The following is a 19,169-nucleotide window of genomic DNA, read 5'->3' on the forward strand; positions in this document are numbered from 1 at the left end:
CATGATGGATTCGAACCATCGACCAATGGATTAAAAGTCCACTGCTCTACCAACTGAGCTAATGACCCATCATTGCGACTAAATCGCTTGATAGTAGGCTTTATATAAAATGGTGGGTCATGATGGATTCGAACCATCGACCAATGGATTAAAAGTCCACTGCTCTACCAACTGAGCTAATGACCCAACACCTTGCTTGCTTTTGAGCAGGCAATGCCTGGATAACGAAAAAATGGTGGGTCATGATGGATTCGAACCATCGACCAATGGATTAAAAGTCCACTGCTCTACCAACTGAGCTAATGACCCATTTTGTCATTATTTGCGCAGCGTTATCCCCGATGGGTTATCGTCTGCTGCGGGCGCTTATAATACTTATTTAAAAACCAAGTGCAATACAAATGCTCGGTTTTTTTTAGTTTTTCCGCTTAGTTGCCTAATTTTAGACCGCTTTAAACTGCCTGCGGTCTAAAAGCAAACACTTAGCAAAATCTGCTACAACTTACTAACACGCTCGGTCGCTAATTTAGCGGCTGTGGTGTTAGGGTACTCAGCAATCACTTTATTAAACAATTGCTTCGCTTTGGCGAGTTGACCTTGCTGTTGTTCCAAGGTACCCAACTTAAGCATCGCATCGGCACGCTTATTAGAATCAGTATATTGATTCACCACGGTTTCGAAGTGGCCCTTGGCGCCGCTCGTATCACCTTTAATCGTCAAAAGTTGACCTAACCAATAATGTGCGTTCGGCACGTATACTGACTCTGGATAGGTTTGCAGAAATGCTTGAAACTCAGGAATAGCTGCATCGTAGCGCTTGTCCTGCATGATCAGCTTGACCGCTTTGTCATACGCTTCATTTTCCGACAGGTTGCTGCTCATCGGCGCGGCACTGTTGGCAGCGCTATCATTGGTGGTCGCGGCACTGGACGTACTGTAACCATCATCATAGCTTGGCTGTTGCTGCTGCGAATAAGCGGCGCTAACACGGTTTTCTATTTCTTGATATAGCTCGCGTTGACGTTGCAGCACCTTTTCTAGCTTGTAGCTGTGCTCTTCGGTGACGCCACGCAACTGACTCACTTCATCTTGCAACAGATCCAGTTGCTGTTGTAGATCGGCTTGAAGCAAATTGCGAGTTTGCATCATTTGCTCTAAACGGCTTAAACGTTTTTCGACACTTGATTCACTGGCAGAGGCCTCTGAAACAGGAGCGGGAGCAGCCCAAACTTGGGTGCTCCCGCTCATGAGTAAGGCTGCCAAAATAATTTTCGGCTTCATTGTTACTCTTTTAAATTTTAGTATACCAAGACTGCACGGCGGTTTTTGGCGAACGCTTCTTCGTTACGCGCTTTAACCATCGGCTTCTCTTCACCGTAGCTAACAACAGACATTTGGTTAGGGTTAACACCTAGGCTCTGAAGGTATTTTTCTACAGACTGACCACGGCTTTCACCTAGTGCAATGTTGTACTCTGGCGTACCACGCTCATCTGCGTGACCTTCGATAAGTACTTTTACAGAAGGGTTCTGCGTTAGGAACTGAGCGTGAGCTTGCAGCAATTCAGCATACTTGCTCTGAATGGTTGCCTTGTCAAAATCAAAGTAAATGATTTGCTGTTGACGAAGCGCTTCATACTTTTCGCGCAGCTTCTCTTCTGCTGTTTTCTCGCGTTTTACTGTTTCCACTTCAACTGTATCAGTTGTTTGGGTTTCAACTTGATTTGTCTCGTTGGCTTGGCCTTCATCTTGGCTAGATGAAGAACTACATGCCGCTAGCGTCATAACTGGCACTGCAATAAGCAGACCTTTAACTATTTTTTTAAGTTGCATTGAGTAGATTCCTATTATCAAAAAGTGAAACCAGCACCTGATTTTCAATTTGTCTTAATATAGTAAGCAATTTACATAAAATTCAAGTTTATGCGTCCAAAGCTGACTATACCCTGAGCGAATTATAAAAACGGTGACCAAGCTGGCGCTTTTACTTGTCCATCAAGTACGGGTAAACGCGCTTTAAAACGACCATCCATTGAAACCAAAGCCAATACATTTTTGTTGTTATGCATCGTGCTGTAAATAATCATGGAGCCGTTGGGCGCCACGCTCGGCGACTCATCCAAACGTGTACGTGTAAGTACTTGGAAGTTGCCTGATTCAAGATCCTTCTTAGCAATGTGATAACGGCCCAGCGTCCGATTTACCATCACTAAGTGCTTGCCATCGGGCGTAACTGAGCCATTCAAATTCATATCACCGTCGAACGTCATGCGTTTCACTCGGCCTGAATCTAAATTTAACTTATAAATCTGGGCATTACCACCCCTTTCCGAGGTAAACAGGAGCTCTTTGCCGTTTGGATGCCAAGTTGGCTCGGTATCGATACTACGGTGGCGAGTTAAACGACGCTCTTGCTTTGTTTGTAAGTCGTACAAATAAAGTTCAGTAGCACCGGTACGGTCTTTTGATAGCACCATAGCCAATTTCGTGCCATCAGGTGAAAATTGCGGGGCACCGTTGATACCTGGGTGGCTGGTGACTAACTGTCGTTGGCCTGTGTAAATATCTTGGATATAGATCTGACTTTGACGATTTTCAAAGGTGACATAAGCCAGTTTATTACCATCAGGTGACCATGAGGGTGACATCAGTGGCTCTTTAGAGCGCAGTAGTACCTGCTCGTTATAACCATCGTAATCCGCCACAACAAGCTGATAAGGCTTATCATCTTGGTCACGTACAATCACGTAGGCAATTTTAGTTAAAAATGCGCCGCGCTCACCCGTTAACGCCTCGTATACGACATCGCTAATACGGTGACCGTAACGGCGGAAGTTTTGCGCCGTGATGACTGTTTCCCGAGCGTCAAGTACATGGTCTTGGCTTTTGATTAACTTACCGTTGTTGAGAATGCGTGTCTCGCCACCGGTTATTTGCCCACGGAGCACGTCGATTAGCTCGTAACTGACCAGGTATCGGCCGCCATTTTGTTGCTGTACACGACCAACAACAATAGCTTCCACCCCTTCTTGAACCCAGGCACTGTAGTCTACATCAGCATCAGTACTTGGGCGCTGTGGCATGTTAATGCTGGCGATAGGCTTAAACTTACCACTGCGACGCAAGTCAGCGGCGACCACTTCACTAATGCGCATCGGCATTTCACCGGTGCCTTCGTAGGCAAACGGCACCACAGCGATAGGTCGGGCACTGTCGACCCCTTCAGTAATAACAATTTCCAACGCCGCATTAGCCCATAGACTGACGCTAGCTAGCATGGAAATAAACAGGTATCGGCACATCTTTACCATGGTGTTCCCCTAAAACTCTGGTTTAACCGTTAAGTTAATATCTTTTAATTTTTCAAATACATCACGATCTTTGGAGACCGGTAAGGTATCAGCACGGCGCACTGCACGAACCGCAGCTTCACAGACTTGCTGGTCGCCACCGAGTGAACTGACACTGGTGACCAAGCCGTTGAATGCCAATTTAATGTTCAATCGACACTCTTTACCACGGTAGCTCTGATCTAATAGCAAGTTTTGCTGAATGCGTTGGGCGATCAGGGCGCGGTATTTATCCACTTCTGACATCACTTGCTGTCGACGCGCTTTCGAGCGTGCCGCTTGCTCGGCAGCCAATTGCTCTTGCAGCAGTTGCTCAGCCAGCGCTTTTTGTCTTGCTTCTTCAGCCTTGCGGGCAGCTTCTTGCTCTTTGCGTTTACGTTCAGCTTCGGCCTTGCGCGCTGCTTCTTCTTCCTTGCGACGTTTTTCGGCAGCCGCTTTAGCCGCTTGCTCTGCCTTTTCTTTTTCCTGCTGGGCTTTACGTGCTTTTTCGCGCTCTTTACGCTCTTGCTCTCGAGCACGTTTCGCTTCGGCCTCAGCCTGTTTACGTTCACGCTCTTTGGCTTGACGCTGCCGCTCTAACTTTTTGATCTGCTCGGCTTCGGCCTCACGCTGTTTGCGGGCGGCGGCGGCACGATCTTCCAACTCTTTAATACGCTGTTGCTCGGCACGCTTTTTGGCTTCCTCTTTCTGCTTAAGATCAGCGAGGCGTTGCTCCACTTGTTTTTGATCAACAGACACGGCGCTAACTGCTTGCTCTGGCGTATCTTCATTACTCGGTGTATTCAGAGTCACTTTCATGATTTCAGGTGCTGAATCACGAAATAAACCCACGCCCACCAAAACACCAATAAGCGCAAGGTGTAAAGCGAGGGAAATGAGAAGTGGCGTTTTATACTGCTGCATGCTAATCCTCAAACGACTCCGTCATTAAGCCTACCTCGGGTACCCCGGCGTTTTTCAAAAAGTCCATTAATAGCAGTACTTCTTGATAACTGACGCGGCCTGATCCTTTAATCATCACTGGAGTATCGGGGTTTTGCTCTAACTTGAGTTTGATGACAGCGGCAACATCCACCGCTTCCATCGGCGCTTCGGGGTCGGTACCCACACTCACATAGTACTTACCGTCAGCGTCAATAGAGGCAATAATCGGCGGTGCATCTTTAGTTTCCACCAGCTCGGATTTTTCCATCTTTGGCAAATCAACTTTGACCCCGTGGGTGATAAGGGGTGCTGTAGCCATAAAGATTATCAGCAGCACCAACATCACGTCGATGTAAGGAACAACGTTGATCTCTGCGACCGGACGACGTTTCTTACGCTGATACATTCGACTTTACCTCTTGGGTGATCGCTTGGCGATGAAGAATATTGGAAAACTCTTCCATGAAGTTGGCGTAATGCGACTCTATTTTCTCAACTTTATTGGCAAAGCGGTTGTACGCAATAACCGCAGGGATGGCTGCAAACAAGCCCATTGCAGTAGCAATCAAGGCCTCGGCGATACCCGGGGCGACCATTTGCAGTGTTGCTTGCTTTACTTCACCGAGGGCGATAAAGGCTGTCATGATCCCCCACACGGTACCAAACAAGCCAATGTAGGGGCTGATTGAACCTATAGTTGCAAGAAAGGACAAGCTTGTTTCAAGTTTTTCAATCTCACGAGAAAGTGCCACACGCATCGCACGATGTGCGCCTTCGGTGACCATACCCGCAGAATGAACATTATTCTTTTTGTGTCGTGCAAATTCTTTGAAGCCTGAGGTAAATAACGCTTCTAATCCTTCACTTTTATTGCCACGCGCCGAAATCTCACTGTAGAGCTTCGACAAATCAACACCTGACCAAAAACGCGTTTCGAATTTCTTGGCGCTACTAAGCGCATGGCCCAAGGTTTTACGACGCTGAATGATGATGGCCCACGATATTACCGACAGAGCTACTAAGGTAAGCATCACCAGCTGTACTAAAAAGCTGGCTTTTAAAATAAGATCAATAAAATTTAATCCTGAATCCACGTCTTTTCTCCTGAGGCGCAGTTTACAACTTCCACGTGTCTTTGAGCACGACACAATGGGCACTAGTGTAACCAGTCGTTGTAGCGCTGACAATGGCCTTGCCACGAATTGCTACAAACCCAAGTTAAACACCTAATTAATGATGCGATGTAAAAAAGTACACGCCATTATTGGGCTCTAAAACCCTAACAAAAGTTCAAATTAATTGCGTTTTATGCACTTTGTGCGCATAAGCTTTCATTTGCCAAAATATCTATACGTTAGAAACTAGTAAATCTAATAGAACAAAAAAAACACAAAAATAATATTTCCCTTTAATATCAATATTAAGAAAACATAACCCCATACTTTACGATGAAAAATACCATCTTAAAAAACTATTCAATATTAGATTTTCTTATCCGAAAAATATAATTTTTCTAGTTTGATTAGGACCCATTTAGTCCGTAATATTCACCCTGTACTGAGCTAGCGCAACCAATTGAGCTCTTATGCACAGTTCAAGAGGTGGTTTCTGATTCCCCACCTCGGCCATTGATTGATTAACTCTAAAGTTGCTCATTCACTTGGCTTATTTGGATTTACTTCCTTCAACTTGTTGTTTTGCCCGCTTTGTTAGCGGGCTTTTTTTTGCCTGCAATAAGATACCAAGCACAGCTTAATCTGTTGTGAATTACTCTGCTTTTAATAAGCTTTATGAGGCGAGCAGCTTGGTAGCGTCGACCTAGACTTGGGTGTATTGGGAAGAGAATGAGGCAGGTTGGGCCGAGCCAAAACGCTCGGCAGGGTGTGCCAAGGTTAGTCTGTTGTTTTACTGAGACCAAAATGCGCATAGGCATGATCTGATACAATCCGTCCTCGCGGCGTACGCTGGATAAAGCCTTGCTGTATTAGATAGGGTTCAATCACATCTTCTATGGTTTCTTTTTCCTCGCCGATGGCTGCTGCGAGATTATCCAGCCCCACCGGCCCGCCCATAAACTTTTCTATAATCGCTAACAAGTATTTACGGTCCATATAATCAAAACCGCTTTTGTCTACATCGACCATATCAAGCGCTTGTGCGGCAATATCAATGTATACACGACCATCACCTTTAACTTCAGCAAAATCTCGCACTCGACGCAGTAACCGGTTAGCAATGCGGGGAGTCCCTCGCGAGCGCTTGGCGACTTCTAAAGCGCCCTGCTCGTCAACTGCTAAACCTAAATGATCGGCGGAGCGTTTGACAATGGCGGCAAGGTCGGCAACAGAATAAAACTCCAAACGTTGCACAATACCGAAACGATCGCGCAGCGGAGAGGTTAATGAGCCTGCACGGGTCGTTGCACCAATTAAAGTAAATGGCGGTAAATCAAGTTTAATCGAGCGCGCTGCGGGGCCTTCACCAATCATGATATCGAGTTGATAGTCTTCCATGGCTGGATAGAGTATTTCCTCAACATGCGGGCTCATGCGATGAATTTCGTCGATAAACAGCACATCATGAGCTTCTAAGTTTGTCAGTAAGGCGGCGAGATCGCCGGCTTTTTCCAACACCGGACCGGAAGTCGTTTTAATACTCACATCGAGTTCATTAGCAACAATATTGGCTAACGTGGTTTTACCTAACCCAGGGGGACCAAATATAAGTAGATGATCTAAGGCCTCGCTGCGTGAGCGTGCGGCCTCGATAAAAATATCCATCTGCTGTTTAACATGAGGTTGGCCGTGATAGTCGGCCAATAATTTAGGCCGAATGGCTCTATCGACCACATCCTCATTACCCTGTACCTCTGGCTCAATCAGCCGATCCGCTTCTATCATGATGGTATCTCTGTTATAGCATCGCTTTGAGCGCTTGCTTAATCATTTCTTCGGAGGCCATGCCTGGCTTCGCGACTGCTTTTACCGACTTCACTGCCTGAGCATTTTTATAGCCCAGAGCTTCAAGTGCGGCAACCGCATCGTCTTGGGCATTACTCGCGACCAAAGTATCACCATTGGGCGCATCTATTGGTGCCGCGTCAGTGTGAGGGGTAAATAAGTCAGGACCCCAATCTTTAAGCCTGTCTTTCATTTCTAACACTAACCGCTCTGCGGTTTTTTTGCCAACGCCGGGAAGCTTTACTAAGGTGCTTGCATCGCCATGATGAACGCAATGGATAAATTGCTCTGCCGACATCCCCGATAAAATACCTAGGCCTAATTTAGGCCCTACCCCATTGGCTTTTAGCAATTCACGAAACAGGGCGCGTTCGTTTTTGGTGTTAAACCCAAATAACAGCTGCGCATCCTCTCGCACCACAAAGTGGGTATACAAGGTGACCTGTTCGCCACACTCGGGAAGTGCATAAAAGCAACTCATGGGGAGGTTGATTTCATAGCCAATGCCCGCTGCCTCCACTAACACTTCAGGGGGCTGCTTCTCAACCAACAATCCTCTAATTCGTCCTATCATTGTTACCTCAAGCGTCCGCGCACGGTTTTACGTGCTTGACCGGACAGTTTTATTAAGTTTTGTTGTGAGTGGCCATGACACATAGCAATAGCCAAGGCGTCGGCGGCATCTGCTTGCGGCGTGGCTGGCAGTTTCAAGATATGCTTCACCATGTGTTGTACCTGTGCCTTTTCCGCAGAGCCTCGCCCAACCACTGCTTGTTTCACTTGCCGCGCGGAGTATTCTGACACGTCAATGTCGGCCAAGGTCGCGGCAACAATGGCTGCGCCCCGAGCTTGTCCTAGCTTTAATGCCGAATCAGGATTGTGGGCCATAAACACTTGCTCTATGGCAAACGCGGTAGGGTTAAATTGCTCAATGAGTTGGCTGACGCCTTGGAAAATCATTTTTAGACGCAACGGGAAGGCATTATCACCTAGCTTAATACAGCCACTGCCCAAGTAATGGAACTTATGCCCTTGCTGCTGCACGACACCATAGCCGGTAAAGCGCGAGCCGGGGTCAATTCCCAAAATTATACTCACCCACTGACCTTATTATTATTCTCGCTTATGGAAATGGTAACTGTATGTATGACCAGTGTAAAGCTGAAGCATAAAAAAAGCGGCCTGAGCCGCTTCTTTTATCGTTATCGCTTATTCGCTCTGTTCACTCTCAGAGGCAGTCACTCCGATACCCAGCTCTTGCAGAGCATCGGGATTTGCCACACTCGGGGCATCGGTCATCAAACAAGATGCTTGCGTCGTTTTCGGGAAGGCAATGACATCACGAATATTGTCTGTACCACAAAGCAACATCACTAGACGGTCAAGGCCGAACGCTAAGCCTGCGTGCGGCGGTGTACCATACTTCAACGCATCGAGTAGGAAACCGAACTTATCTTGTTGCTCTTGCTCATTGATCCCCAATACTCGGAACGCCGCTTGTTGCATCGCATTGTTGTGGATACGCACCGAACCACCACCGACTTCGTAACCATTAAGAACCATGTCGTAGGCATCAGAAAGCGTGCCGGCAGGGTTCGCTTCCAGCTCCTCTGGGCTGACATCTTTTGGCGCAGTAAATGGGTGGTGAACAGCATGTAGATCGCCTTCATCATCTTCTTCAAACATCGGGAAGTCTACGACCCACAATGGCGCCCATTTAGTTAAATCAGTTAGCTCAAGGTCTAAACCAATCTTCAAGCGCAGCGCACCCATGGCTTCATTGACCACATTGCGTGAGTCGGCACCAAATAAAATGATATCGCCAGTTTGCGCATTGGTGCGTTCAAGTAAGGCGGTGATCACCTCTTCGTTCAAAAACTTAGCAATCGGTGATTGCACGCCTTCCACACCTGCGTCGCGGTCATTGACCTTCATCCAGGCTAAACCTTTAGCGCCATAGATGCCGATAAACTTCGTGTACTCGTCAATTTGCTTGCGTGATAAAGACGCTCCGCCTGGCACGCTAAGCACGGCTACGCGGCCTTTCTCATCATTGGCAGGGCCAGAGAATACTTTAAACTCAACGTCTTTAACCAAATCAGCAACGTCAATAAGCTCCATCGGGTTACGTAGGTCAGGCTTGTCTGAACCAAAACGACGCATGGCTTCGCTATAGGCCATTACTGGGAACTCGCCTAAGTCAACATTCAGCAATTCTTGCCACATATCACGGATCAGTTTTTCAGTGACACCGCGAACTTGGTCTGAACTCATAAATGAGGTTTCGATATCGATTTGCGTGAACTCTGGCTGGCGGTCGGCACGTAAATCTTCATCACGGAAACATTTAACGATTTGGTAGTAACGGTCAAAGCCAGACATCATCAACAGTTGTTTAAACAGCTGCGGCGACTGCGGCAGTGCATAGAAACTGCCATGGTGAACACGGCTTGGCACAAGGTAGTCACGTGCTCCTTCAGGAGTCGCTTTGGTCAGTACCGGCGTTTCAATATCGAGGAAGTCATTGCTATCCAAGAAGCGGCGAACAAAACTTGTGGCTTTGGCACGCAACTTAATGCGGTCGCTCATCTCTAAGCGGCGAAGATCCAAGTAGCGGTATTTTAGACGGCGCTCTTCGGAGTTTTGCTGGTTAAAATCCAGTGGGAGAGCGTCGCTGCGGTTAATGATCTCAAGGCCAGTACCCAGAATTTCCACTTCACCTGTGCTCATGTCTTTGTTGACTTGGCTGTCAGGGCGAGCGCGGACCACCCCTTTGACTTGTACACAGAATTCTTGACGAAGTTTATTCGCCACATCCATAAGCCCTTCAACTTCCGGGTCGAACACCACCTGCACCAAACCTTCGCGGTCACGCACATCGACGAAGATCAAGCCACCTAAATCGCGGCGTTTGTTGATCCACCCACACAGAGTAACTTCTTGGTCGACATGACTTTTATTTAAGTGTCCGCAATATATAGAGCGCATAATATTCCTGTTTTAATTGTAAGCGCGCATTGGTTTAAGCACGCAGTGGCCAAATTAATTGCGTCAATTATATAAAAACGGCTGTCAATGTCACGAAGCAAACTCCGAGTTGCATACTTATTGAGCACCTAAAGCCATAAAGCTGTGCTAGCATAGCTGCCAATCACTATGAACCGTGCTCTAACCATGCTTTATCTAGGTTGTCCACAGTGGTCTAATACCGCGTGGAAAGGACAATTATTTGCCCAACACTGCCAACAATCACAGATGCTCGCCCGTTACAGCGAAGTATTTAATGCTGTGGAGGGAAACACCACTTTCTATGCCGACCCCAGCCCTGATGTGGTAAAGCGCTGGCTGCACAGCAGTGATGAGCACTTTCGCTTTACCTTTAAATTTCCAAAGCGTTTTAGCCACGACAGTGCCTTGCAAGCTCCAAAGCAAGAACTCACGCACTGGCTTAAACTAATGGCGCCCTTATTCAGCAAAGTAGGCAGCTTGATGTTGCAATTGCCAGCAAGCTTTAAACCGACGCACCTACCCCGACTGCAGCACTTTATTGCCCAACTACCCAAAGACTTGCACTACAGCGTGGAAGTGCGCCACCGCGATTTTTTTACCAAAGGTGACAGCGAGCGCGCACTGAACCGATTTTTACATCAACATAATATTGATCGTGTTTGTATGGACACCCGGGCGCTGTTTGCAGTCTCCCCTTATAATGACGCCATTGTTGACGCACAGCAGAAGAAACCTCATTTACCGGTGCATGCGGTGGCCTTGGGCGAACGCCCAGTGGTGCGTTTTGTGATTGCTGCGCTAAGTGATGAGTATCAGCACTATTACCAGCCTTGGTTGGCAAAGATTAAACAGTGGTTAGATGAAGGCAAGTCACCTTATGTGTTTTTACACACCGCTGACAACGACGGAGCGCCTTTACTGGCACGCCAGTTTGCCCAGGATTTGCAGCGCTTTTGTGGCTATTATCACCGTGCCGTTGAGCCATTCCCGGGTGAAAAGCACCAACAGGAACAGCTCTTTTAGCACCGCTGCACTGGTCCATGTGCTGACATCACATCAGTCACAGAGGGTCACAAGCAATGTTAGCCACACGCCGTGCAGGGGAAATTAAAGACCTAGGTTTTCCATAAAATCGTCATCGATATCCTGCTCAGCCTGCTGCTTTTTTGCTTTTTCTTCAGCTTGTTGCTTATCGGCGTGGGCACTTTCAATGATGTCATCAGGGTCTACCGCATCGGTGATGTCAAAATCATGAAGCTTAATGAACTCCGTTTTATCCATCGCCAATTCAAGGTAAAAAATGTTTTGGTTCTGTGTGGTAAACGTCACACGGCGCGCCTGAGGCCTGTCCATAGTGGTATCCACAGAGATTTGCACTTGCTTGTTGATGGCCATCATTTTCGGCTGGTTTTGGGTGATCGACGTGTGCAATTGCTCCCTGACTTTATTCGTAAAATCACCAACAATTTGGTTCATGAGCTCCCCTAGCACATTGGAAACATCATCAGAAAGGTGGCTCTTCGCCAACTCTTCCTCGGGCATGCCCATGTTACGCAAGTAGTCCGAATAGACTTCCATCGCCGCTTGCGCGGTAAAATTCGTCACCACCAACCCTGTAAAGCCACCATCGAATAACACGAAGCAGCCAATGTCCGGGCGCATACAGGTGCGGGTAATTTTTTGCACCATGGCCGAATAGCTAATGTTATTGCCGCTGGCAGAAGACAACACCTCGGTCACCGAATGACATAACGTGGAAAGAATATCCTCGGTACTAATTACTTTACTTTTTTTCATGCACTGTCTCACATCTTTATTTACTGGCATAAAACCATACTACAGCGGTTAACTTACTGAATAACCGAAAAACTAGCCAGTACTGTTTACATTTTTTGGCACCTTTTGTGACCAAGCGATAGCGAATACAGCCTAATGCGGCCGATTTGTGCTGCTAAAGCTCACCACAGCGCCAACAAATTTGATAAAATATTGTCATTGTTTCTATCTAGAGCTTAGCAAAGTGTCAGTGAAAGACAGTATTTATGCTGCTGAACAGCAAGTAAAAGATTTCACCTTCGATGCCAACGTCGTCGAGGTGTTCCCAGATATGATTGAACGCTCGGTACCGGGGTATGCCACCATCGTTAGCACCCTTGGTAAACTAGCCGGCAAATACGCACAGCCACATACGCGGCTGTATGATTTAGGCTGCTCGTTAGGCGCCGTCACCTTAAGTATGCGCCGCAACCTCACCCAAAGTGGCTGTGAAATAGTCGCCATTGATAATTCTCAAGCCATGGTTGAACGTTGTCGCATGCATTTGCAAGGCTTTCGCTCTGCTGTGCCCGTTGACGTGCAGCTTGGCGACATTCTTGATGCTAAGCTTGAAAACGCCTCTGTCGTGGCGATGAACTTCACCATGCAATTTATTCCACCCGAGCAACGCCATGCCCTGCTTACGCGCATTTTTAACGCCCTAAAGCCCGGTGGTGTGTTGCTGCTAAGTGAAAAACTCAAGGGTGAAAATGCCGATGTCGACGAGTTATTGATTGACCTCCATCATGATTTCAAGCGCGCCAATGGCTACTCAGAGTTAGAGATAAGCCAAAAGCGCACCGCCATTGAAAATGTCATGCGCACCGACACCTTGAGCACCCATATTGAACGCTTGCAAGACGTCGGCTTTAGCCAAACCCAAGTGTGGTATCAGTGCTTTAACTTTTGCTCTATGGTCGCAATTAAATAAACGGAACAATTATGAATCAATGGTTTAATCAGTTTTATCAACACATTGCCTGCACCGATTTGAGCCACTGGCTAAATACCTTGCCTGGGCAGTTGCAACATTGGCAGGACCAAGCTCGTCATGGCGATATGCCAAAATGGCAAAAAGTGCTGAACAATCTGCCTGAGTTAACACCATCAAACATTGATGTTCGTACGCAGGTCGCAATAGGCCAAGCCGAAGACATTAGCGACGGCGAGCGCAAACAGTTAACACATTTACTAAAGCGCTTTATGCCGTGGCGTAAAGGCCCGTTTTCACTGTTTGGTATCGACATTGACACTGAATGGCGCAGCGACTGGAAATGGGATCGCGTGTTACCCCATATTAGCGATTTATCACATCGTAAAGTCCTAGATATTGGCTGCGGCTCAGGCTACCACCTGTGGCGTATGCGTGGTGAAGGCGCCGAACTGGTGGTGGGCATCGACCCCAGCGACTTGTTTTTGTGTCAATTCCAAGCCATTAAACAGTATCACCCAGACCCTGTCGTGCATTTGCTGCCTCTGGGCGTTGAACAACTGCCAGCATTAAAAGCCTTCGATACGGTATTTTCCATGGGGGTGCTTTATCATCGGCGCTCCCCTATCGATTTCTTAGCACAGCTACGAGCGCAATTGCGCCCCGGAGGTGAACTGGTGTTAGAGACCTTAGTCGTGGAAGGCGATATTCACACGGTACTGATGCCGGAAGACCGCTATGCAAAGATGCGCAACGTGTGGTATATCCCAAGCACCGACGCATTGCAGCTGTGGTTGCGACGCGTCGGCTTTAAAGATATTCGCGTTGTTGACACCGATCAGACGTCATTGGCAGAGCAAAGGCGCACGTCGTGGATGGAAAATGAGTCGCTGGCCGACTTCCTTGACCCAAATGATGTAAACAAAACCATCGAAGGGTATCCAGCGCCACTTCGCGCCGTGCTGGTTGCCACAGCCTAACAAGGACATTCGTCCTCCTTTTTCTAGCCTCCAAGGGGCATTTGCTGTAAAATGCCCGGCGTTTCTAAGCAACCCCTAAATTTATTTGAGGAAAACCTGTGAGCGAACAAAAACAGTCTCTTAGCTACAAAGACGCTGGCGTCGATATTGACGCTGGTAACGCCCTCGTTGAGCGCATTAAAGGCGTTGTTAAAAAGACTAAACGCCCTGAAGTGATGGGCGGAATTGGTGGCTTTGGCGCGCTCTGCCAGCTCCCCACTGGCTACAAAGAGCCTGTTCTTGTTGCTGGTACTGATGGTGTTGGCACTAAGCTGCGCCTCGCTATCGACCTAAAAAAGCACGATACGGTAGGGATTGACCTTGTGGCAATGTGTGTCAACGACTTGATTGTCCAAGGTGCGGAGCCATTATTTTTCCTAGATTACTACGCCACTGGAAAGTTAGATGTTGATACCGCCGCCGATGTGGTCACCGGTATTGGCGCAGGCTGTGAGCTTTCAGGTTGTGCCCTTATAGGTGGTGAAACTGCAGAAATGCCAGGAATGTACGAAGGTGATGACTACGACATGGCTGGCTTTTGCGTTGGTGTGGTGGAAAAACAAGGCATTATCGATGGCACCAAAGTCGCAGCTGGCGATCAACTCATTGCGTTAGCCTCAAGTGGCCCTCATTCCAATGGCTATTCACTGATCCGCAAGGTGCTTGAAGTGTCGGGCGCAGATACAAGCAGCGAATTTGCCGGCAAACCCCTTGCCGAGCATCTACTGGAACCTACCCGTATCTATGTTAAGCCGGTACTGGAGCTACTTAAACAAGTTGATGTGCATGCGCTTTCACACATCACAGGTGGCGGCTTCTGGGAAAATATTCCACGTGTATTACCACAATCAGCTAAAGCCGTGATTAAAGGCGATAGCTGGCAGTGGCCTGCGGTATTTAACTGGCTACAAGAAAACGGCAATATCGAAACACACGAAATGTACCGCACCTTTAACTGTGGTGTCGGTATGGTTATTGCCGTGCCAGCCGATAAACTAGAGCAAAGCTTAAGCATCCTGAAAGACGCAGGTGAAGACGCATGGCACATCGGTGAAATTCAAGATGCCGGCGCTGATGAAGAGCAAGTAGAAATTCTAGGTGGAAGTAAGTAATGGCCCATGCCCGACTCGTAGTATTGATTTCGGGCAGCGGCTCAAACTTGCAAGCGATTATTGACGCCTGTGCAGCGGGAAATGTTCCCGCTGAAGTATGCGCGGTGATCAGCAACAAAGCCGACGCCTATGGCCTAGAGCGCGCTCGCAATAGCGGGATTCGCGCTGAAGTACTAGACCATAAAGCTTTTGCCTCTCGCGATGAATACGATGTGGCTCTGGGTGAGCTTATTGATAGTTTTTCACCAGACTGTGTTGTATTAGCTGGATTTATGCGTATTCTAACCCCTAGCTTAGTGCAAAAATTTAAAGGAAAAATGTTGAACATTCATCCTTCATTGTTGCCTAAGTATCAAGGGCTGAACACCCACCAGCGCGCACTAGATGCAAACGATAAAGTGCATGGCGTTAGCGTTCACTTTGTTACCGAGGAGCTCGATGGCGGACCTGTGATTGTCCAAGCCCAAGTGCCCATTGAAAATGGTGACACAGCACAAACGCTGGCACAAAAAGTCCATGCACAAGAACATATAATCTATCCGTTGGTAGTAAAGTGGTTCAGCGAACAACGACTGACGATGGAAGATAACTATGCAGTGCTCGATAACAACACCCTTCCTAGCCAAGGTGCCGACCTTAACGCGTACTTGGACAGCTAATATTTTATTGGTCGCAGCGTTAGGCTGCGGCTCTTTCGCCGCTGATGCACAGCCGCAATCTCAAGCCAGCGATACCACCTCTGCTCTTACTGAATACAGCGCGGAGTACCATGTCACTCGCCAAGGTGAGCGCCACGGTAAAGCAAGGCGCGCCCTCACGCGTATTGACGATAGCCACTACCAACTGAGTTATCGCAGCGATATAGAGTGGATGATTTTTTCCGATGAACGTGAAGAAACCAGTCGCTTTCAATTTACCGATGGCGAAGTAACGCCTATTTACTATACCATGGAGCGCACCGGTACAGGCCCTGATAAAGAGTACAAGATCAGCTTCGATCACAGCAATCAACAAGTATTCAGTAACGAGTCTAAATACGCGCTCGATTGCCCTTGGAAAGCAGATTATCAAGATGTACTGTCTTACCAAATAGCCCTGCGCAAAGCATTAGCTGAAGGACAAGAGCGATTTGCCTACCCCATAGTGGATAAAAAAGGTAATAGTCGCGAATATGCTTTTGAGGTTGTCGGCACTGAAACCATCACCTTGCCTATTGGCAATGTAGAAACAGTTAAGGTAAAGCGCCTTTACGATAACGATAAGCGCCAAGCAATCGCTTGGTTTGCACCCAAAATGAATTACATGATGGTGCGTATGTACAAAGGCAAAGATGGTGTCGAACAATTCCAGGTTGAGCTGGCCAAATATGTTCCCTACACCCCGCTATAAAAATGTCGGCAAGTAGCATCGCTGCTTGCCACGCTCTCTACCCACACGATTGACTCGGTGCGCCACGCACGGCAACGAGTTGGCCTTGAGTGTTAAACTCTAACTGCATAAGCATATCCTTTTCAGGCACCCTCGCCGGCGTGTTTAAACTTGCCAATAACGGGGCACTCAACGCAAGCAGTACTTGCTCTTGGCAATCAGCAAGTAGCCAATCATCATCAAGCTGCACAACTCGCGCTATACGCTGGTACTCGCCCTCAGTTGCCGCACCATAAGCCAGTTGTTGGCGCTGTAACTGCGCGCTTAATTGACGCTCAGCATCTTCAATGTTGCGAATTTCCTTGGGCACCACCGCACTCACACGCACGCGCTGCTCACTGCCTTGCAAATCATAGATTTCAATACGCTGATAAGACGCCAAGGTGTAAGTACTCGGTGCAGGCCCATGATACTGCTGCCAACTTATCGCGCCGAGCACAAACACAGCGACACAAGCCATGAGCCACTGTGTTCGCATCCACCATGCTTGCTTGATGTGTCTTGATTTAAACAAGGTGTGGTGCAACTGCTTTTTTTCAGTATCAGTTAATCGCTGCTCTCGCTTCTGCCGCTGATGCGCTTGGTGTAAACGCTCGTCACTTAACTTAGTCATTCTTTGCTCCTGCTTGCAGTACTATCGCCAACTTGTCTCTGGCATAGCGTAAACGGGTTTTGACACTCTCTTTGGCGGTGTGAGTAATGGTCGCGATCTCACCCAAGCTGAACCCCTCGAGTTGCAGCATCAGCGCCTCTTTTTGATGAAAGGGCAGCTGCTGCATGGCCGCTGATAACTGGGCTAGTTCAGCATCAGCAATAAGTCTATCAACCTGCTGATGGTCTATATTCAAGGTGGTAGCTATTTCATCCGTGTCGATATCTAGCATCACTTTAACCCGCCGGGCATAATCAATTACGCGATTTCGAGCGACACGAAACAGCCACGCTTTAAAACTGCCGTGACCTTGGTCTTGATAGCGCTGCGGATGCGAGAGCCACATTAGCCATATTTCCTGCAGCATATCTAATGCCAGTTGCCGACGGGTGTGCGTATCGTCAATCACACTGCCTAGTTGCGCTTGCACAAAGTAAAGTAAATCGTCGCTCAAGCGCGATATTAACGCGTGCTTCGCCGCTTTACTCTGAGCATCCCCCTTGAGTGCTTGGTGCACTAACTGCTCATCGCTCAACGGCTCATTTTGTTGTAACTTTGGCTTTAAAAACCAAGCCGCTGCGGCTTTTATCATAACGACTCCTTGGTGCGGCAACCGCAGTTACCGCTCTCCCTTTATTGCTGCAAATTAAAGTCTAACCTTACTTGTTGATTGCGCTGCACTTGCGCACTACCGTTATCAAGCATGGGATTAAACTTCCACTTGCGCAGTGCTTTTAAGGCATGACGGTCGAAAATACGTTTGGGTTCGCTGTCTACAACCTCAGCGTTCATTACCGCCCCCGTTGCGGAGATATCATATCTTAATACCACAAACCCTTCGATACCCTCGCGCGCCGCCTGCGGTGGATATTGAGGTGGTACTCTTACCAAAGGTCTTGCCGCGCCTTGTGCCGCACTTGGAAAAGCATCAAGTTGAGTCGAGGGTGCGGGTACATCAGGGGTAACCGCTATTGTCCCCGGGCCCTCAAAGGCAGGCTCAGCCGCTACTTGTGGACGCTGCTGCGGTCGCGGTGGTACTTTGGGCGGCACCGGTTTCGCTTTCTCAATGACCTTGGTTGGCTCTTTGGGCTGGAGGATCTCAACGATGGGATACTCCTTCGGTGCATCAGGCACCCTGGCAGGGCCATCGAGTAAAGACACCATAAATAAGAAAATAGCGAAGGTCACCGCACTACCAAGAAATACACACGCCAATATTTTTGCGCTGGGAGCGAAGAGCTGATTCTGAAATGTTTGCGTTTGTTGCATAGTAATCCCCTTTTGAAAACACACCCATTTAAACGGGCTTAGCAACAAAACGCCGGGGGAAACAAAAAGGGGTGAATTTATTTTTCTTTTTCTGCGTTAAACCAAAACTCAATCTCATCGGTCTGCACTTCAAAGTGCGCCTCATGCTCAACATGAGCAGGTACGCAATACCACTGCCCTGCACCAACGCGCTGCGTTTTACCATTCATCGTCAGTATTAATTCTCCTTTTATGATCACCCCATGGTTGTCTGTGTCGTGGGTGTGCGCTGCAATGGTGGTACCTGCGGGGTATGAAGCAAATAACACGTCGCAGCCCTGCGCTTTTAATTGATAGGCATCAAAACGGCCATCATAGAGCGCCAGTTCACGTATTCTATCTGGGTAACTTCCGGGCATCCGTTCTCCTTAATGGCGTGAAAAATATTGCGGCCAATGAAAAATATAGATGATTTTTAAACGCTTTGGGTTTAGACCTCGTATGAGTGTGAACAATAAAAAGGAGTCAGCCGATGTTCTCATGGTTTAAATCGAATCCCAGCAAAAAGCTTGAACGCCAACACGCGCAGAAACTCGAACAAGCCATGCATGCCCAGCGCAACGGCAACATTCGCGGTTATTCACAACTAACCTACGAGGCCGATGAAATCTATAAAAAGATTAAAGAGCTAGAAACAGCGCAAAACAGCTAAAAAAGAGATA

At 47.8% G+C, this 19,169-nt stretch carries 22 protein-coding genes and 2 tRNA genes; 7 read left to right on the plus strand and 17 right to left on the minus strand.

Annotated elements, in window-relative coordinates:
* Positions 1–110: 110 nt before the first annotated feature.
* The 12 genes from MHM93_RS18190 to aspS all read right to left on the minus strand — a co-directional run bounded on the left by MHM93_RS18190 (position 111) and on the right by aspS (position 10,221).
* Positions 111–186: transfer RNA gene (locus tag MHM93_RS18190), tRNA-Lys, on the minus strand.
* A gap of 47 nt (positions 187–233) precedes the next feature.
* Positions 234–309: transfer RNA gene (locus MHM93_RS18195), tRNA-Lys, on the minus strand.
* Positions 310–495: 186 nt separating this feature from the next.
* Entirely contained in the window at positions 496–1,281 is a 786-nt protein-coding gene (gene ybgF, locus MHM93_RS18200; protein ID WP_022945133.1) for a tol-pal system protein YbgF, read from the minus strand.
* Between the two features lie 17 nt (positions 1,282–1,298).
* Positions 1,299–1,832 carry a peptidoglycan-associated lipoprotein Pal gene (gene pal / locus MHM93_RS18205; protein ID WP_022945134.1) on the minus strand — a complete coding sequence of 178 codons (534 nt, stop codon included), beginning with the start codon at positions 1,830–1,832 and terminating at the stop codon, positions 1,299–1,301.
* Between the two features lie 122 nt (positions 1,833–1,954).
* On the minus strand, positions 1,955–3,310 hold the full coding sequence (tolB, locus tag MHM93_RS18210; RefSeq protein WP_045978438.1) for a Tol-Pal system beta propeller repeat protein TolB: 1,356 nt from the start codon (positions 3,308–3,310) through the stop codon (positions 1,955–1,957).
* A 9-nt stretch (positions 3,311–3,319) separates the two neighbouring features.
* Positions 3,320–4,252 carry a cell envelope integrity protein TolA gene (tolA, locus tag MHM93_RS18215; RefSeq protein ID WP_239384147.1) on the minus strand — a complete coding sequence of 311 codons (933 nt, stop codon included), beginning with the start codon at positions 4,250–4,252 and terminating at the stop codon, positions 3,320–3,322.
* A 1-nt stretch (position 4,253) separates the two neighbouring features.
* Positions 4,254–4,679, minus strand: a complete 426-nt coding sequence (gene tolR / locus MHM93_RS18220; protein ID WP_022945137.1) for a protein TolR — start codon at positions 4,677–4,679, stop codon at positions 4,254–4,256.
* Complete coding sequence (gene tolQ / locus MHM93_RS18225) at positions 4,666–5,367, minus strand: protein TolQ (RefSeq protein ID WP_239450087.1); 702 nt, start codon at positions 5,365–5,367, stop codon at positions 4,666–4,668. The genes tolR and tolQ overlap by 14 nt, the downstream gene beginning before the upstream one ends.
* 798 nt (positions 5,368–6,165) lie before the next feature.
* On the minus strand, positions 6,166–7,173 hold the full coding sequence (gene ruvB, locus MHM93_RS18230) for a Holliday junction branch migration DNA helicase RuvB (RefSeq protein ID WP_239450088.1): 1,008 nt from the start codon (positions 7,171–7,173) through the stop codon (positions 6,166–6,168).
* 13 nt (positions 7,174–7,186) lie between these two features.
* Positions 7,187–7,807: a Holliday junction branch migration protein RuvA gene (gene ruvA / locus MHM93_RS18235; RefSeq protein ID WP_239384148.1), complete on the minus strand. Its 621-nt coding sequence runs from the start codon at positions 7,805–7,807 to the stop codon at positions 7,187–7,189.
* Positions 7,808–7,809: 2 nt separating this feature from the next.
* A complete protein-coding gene (ruvC, locus tag MHM93_RS18240; RefSeq protein ID WP_022945142.1) occupies positions 7,810–8,331 on the minus strand; it encodes a crossover junction endodeoxyribonuclease RuvC in 522 nt (173 codons plus the stop codon).
* A 111-nt stretch (positions 8,332–8,442) separates the two neighbouring features.
* Positions 8,443–10,221, minus strand: a complete 1,779-nt coding sequence (gene aspS, locus MHM93_RS18245) for an aspartate--tRNA ligase (RefSeq protein ID WP_239450089.1) — start codon at positions 10,219–10,221, stop codon at positions 8,443–8,445.
* 186 nt (positions 10,222–10,407) lie between these two features.
* Here aspS and MHM93_RS18250 point away from each other — a divergent pair, with 186 nt between their 5' ends.
* Positions 10,408–11,265 (plus strand): DUF72 domain-containing protein, encoded by an 858-nt coding sequence (locus MHM93_RS18250; RefSeq protein ID WP_239450105.1) that lies wholly within the window; start codon positions 10,408–10,410, stop codon positions 11,263–11,265.
* A gap of 84 nt (positions 11,266–11,349) precedes the next feature.
* Here the strand turns inward: MHM93_RS18250 and MHM93_RS18255 are convergent, their stop codons facing one another.
* Positions 11,350–12,039 carry a DUF3334 family protein gene (locus tag MHM93_RS18255; protein ID WP_022945145.1) on the minus strand — a complete coding sequence of 230 codons (690 nt, stop codon included), beginning with the start codon at positions 12,037–12,039 and terminating at the stop codon, positions 11,350–11,352.
* A 223-nt stretch (positions 12,040–12,262) separates the two neighbouring features.
* Between MHM93_RS18255 and cmoA the strand changes: the two genes are divergently transcribed.
* From cmoA to MHM93_RS18280, 5 genes are all read left to right on the plus strand, one after another.
* Positions 12,263–12,988: a carboxy-S-adenosyl-L-methionine synthase CmoA gene (gene cmoA, locus MHM93_RS18260; RefSeq protein WP_053910988.1), complete on the plus strand. Its 726-nt coding sequence runs from the start codon at positions 12,263–12,265 to the stop codon at positions 12,986–12,988.
* 11 nt (positions 12,989–12,999) lie between these two features.
* Positions 13,000–13,968: a tRNA 5-methoxyuridine(34)/uridine 5-oxyacetic acid(34) synthase CmoB gene (gene cmoB / locus MHM93_RS18265; protein ID WP_239450090.1), complete on the plus strand. Its 969-nt coding sequence runs from the start codon at positions 13,000–13,002 to the stop codon at positions 13,966–13,968.
* Between the two features lie 98 nt (positions 13,969–14,066).
* The gene (gene purM / locus MHM93_RS18270) at positions 14,067–15,119 is read left to right on the plus strand and encodes a phosphoribosylformylglycinamidine cyclo-ligase (protein ID WP_022945148.1); all 1,053 of its coding nucleotides are present in this window, start codon (positions 14,067–14,069) and stop codon (positions 15,117–15,119) included.
* Positions 15,119–15,778: a phosphoribosylglycinamide formyltransferase gene (purN, locus tag MHM93_RS18275; protein WP_022945149.1), complete on the plus strand. Its 660-nt coding sequence runs from the start codon at positions 15,119–15,121 to the stop codon at positions 15,776–15,778. The genes purM and purN overlap by 1 nt, the downstream gene beginning before the upstream one ends.
* Entirely contained in the window at positions 15,711–16,508 is a 798-nt protein-coding gene (locus tag MHM93_RS18280; protein ID WP_239450091.1) for a DUF3108 domain-containing protein, read from the plus strand. The genes purN and MHM93_RS18280 overlap by 68 nt, the downstream gene beginning before the upstream one ends.
* Before the next feature lie 37 nt (positions 16,509–16,545).
* Here the strand turns inward: MHM93_RS18280 and MHM93_RS18285 are convergent, their stop codons facing one another.
* The 4 genes from MHM93_RS18285 to MHM93_RS18300 form a co-directional block, all read right to left on the minus strand.
* Entirely contained in the window at positions 16,546–17,160 is a 615-nt protein-coding gene (locus tag MHM93_RS18285; protein WP_239450092.1) for a hypothetical protein, read from the minus strand.
* On the minus strand, positions 17,153–17,791 hold the full coding sequence (locus MHM93_RS18290; RefSeq protein WP_239450093.1) for a sigma-70 family RNA polymerase sigma factor: 639 nt from the start codon (positions 17,789–17,791) through the stop codon (positions 17,153–17,155). Before MHM93_RS18290 ends, MHM93_RS18285 begins: the two co-directional genes overlap by 8 nt.
* A 41-nt stretch (positions 17,792–17,832) precedes the next feature.
* Positions 17,833–18,468: an energy transducer TonB gene (locus MHM93_RS18295; protein ID WP_239450094.1), complete on the minus strand. Its 636-nt coding sequence runs from the start codon at positions 18,466–18,468 to the stop codon at positions 17,833–17,835.
* 77 nt (positions 18,469–18,545) lie between these two features.
* Positions 18,546–18,866 carry a cupin domain-containing protein gene (locus tag MHM93_RS18300; protein WP_239450095.1) on the minus strand — a complete coding sequence of 107 codons (321 nt, stop codon included), beginning with the start codon at positions 18,864–18,866 and terminating at the stop codon, positions 18,546–18,548.
* 113 nt (positions 18,867–18,979) lie between these two features.
* Between MHM93_RS18300 and MHM93_RS18305 the strand changes: the two genes are divergently transcribed.
* Positions 18,980–19,159, plus strand: coding sequence for a DUF6435 family protein (locus MHM93_RS18305; protein ID WP_022945155.1), 180 nt, complete (start codon positions 18,980–18,982; stop codon positions 19,157–19,159).
* Positions 19,160–19,169 lie beyond the last annotated feature (10 nt).

Origin of the sequence: Pseudoalteromonas sp. MM17-2 (assembly GCF_022347945.1) — a bacterium.
In the GTDB taxonomy this organism is placed as follows: Bacteria; Pseudomonadota; Gammaproteobacteria; order Enterobacterales; family Alteromonadaceae; genus Pseudoalteromonas; species Pseudoalteromonas ruthenica.

Bases quoted from the DNA above. Each gene is read 5' to 3' on its own strand.
- MHM93_RS18300 (WP_239450095.1), bottom strand. From the start codon at position 18,866: ATGCCCGGAAGTTACCCAGATAGAATACGTGAACTGGCGCTCTATGAT.
- MHM93_RS18285 (WP_239450092.1), bottom strand. From the start codon at position 17,160: ATGACTAAGTTAAGTGACGAGCGTTTACACCAAGCGCATCAGCGGCAG.
- tolR (WP_022945137.1), bottom strand. From the start codon at position 4,679: ATGTATCAGCGTAAGAAACGTCGTCCGGTCGCAGAGATCAACGTTGTT.
- MHM93_RS18250 (WP_239450105.1), top strand. From the start codon at position 10,408: ATGCTTTATCTAGGTTGTCCACAGTGGTCTAATACCGCGTGGAAAGGA.
- ruvA (WP_239384148.1), bottom strand. From the start codon at position 7,807: ATGATAGGACGAATTAGAGGATTGTTGGTTGAGAAGCAGCCCCCTGAA.
- MHM93_RS18295 (WP_239450094.1), bottom strand. From the start codon at position 18,468: ATGCAACAAACGCAAACATTTCAGAATCAGCTCTTCGCTCCCAGCGCA.
- purN (WP_022945149.1), top strand. From the start codon at position 15,119: ATGGCCCATGCCCGACTCGTAGTATTGATTTCGGGCAGCGGCTCAAAC.
- ybgF (WP_022945133.1), bottom strand. From the start codon at position 1,281: ATGAAGCCGAAAATTATTTTGGCAGCCTTACTCATGAGCGGGAGCACC.
- ruvB (WP_239450088.1), bottom strand. From the start codon at position 7,173: ATGATAGAAGCGGATCGGCTGATTGAGCCAGAGGTACAGGGTAATGAG.
- aspS (WP_239450089.1), bottom strand. From the start codon at position 10,221: ATGCGCTCTATATATTGCGGACACTTAAATAAAAGTCATGTCGACCAA.
- MHM93_RS18255 (WP_022945145.1), bottom strand. From the start codon at position 12,039: ATGAAAAAAAGTAAAGTAATTAGTACCGAGGATATTCTTTCCACGTTA.
- MHM93_RS18305 (WP_022945155.1), top strand. From the start codon at position 18,980: ATGTTCTCATGGTTTAAATCGAATCCCAGCAAAAAGCTTGAACGCCAA.
- tolB (WP_045978438.1), bottom strand. From the start codon at position 3,310: ATGGTAAAGATGTGCCGATACCTGTTTATTTCCATGCTAGCTAGCGTC.
- MHM93_RS18280 (WP_239450091.1), top strand. From the start codon at position 15,711: ATGCAGTGCTCGATAACAACACCCTTCCTAGCCAAGGTGCCGACCTTA.
- MHM93_RS18290 (WP_239450093.1), bottom strand. From the start codon at position 17,791: ATGATAAAAGCCGCAGCGGCTTGGTTTTTAAAGCCAAAGTTACAACAA.
- pal (WP_022945134.1), bottom strand. From the start codon at position 1,832: ATGCAACTTAAAAAAATAGTTAAAGGTCTGCTTATTGCAGTGCCAGTT.
- cmoB (WP_239450090.1), top strand. From the start codon at position 13,000: ATGAATCAATGGTTTAATCAGTTTTATCAACACATTGCCTGCACCGAT.
- tolA (WP_239384147.1), bottom strand. From the start codon at position 4,252: ATGCAGCAGTATAAAACGCCACTTCTCATTTCCCTCGCTTTACACCTT.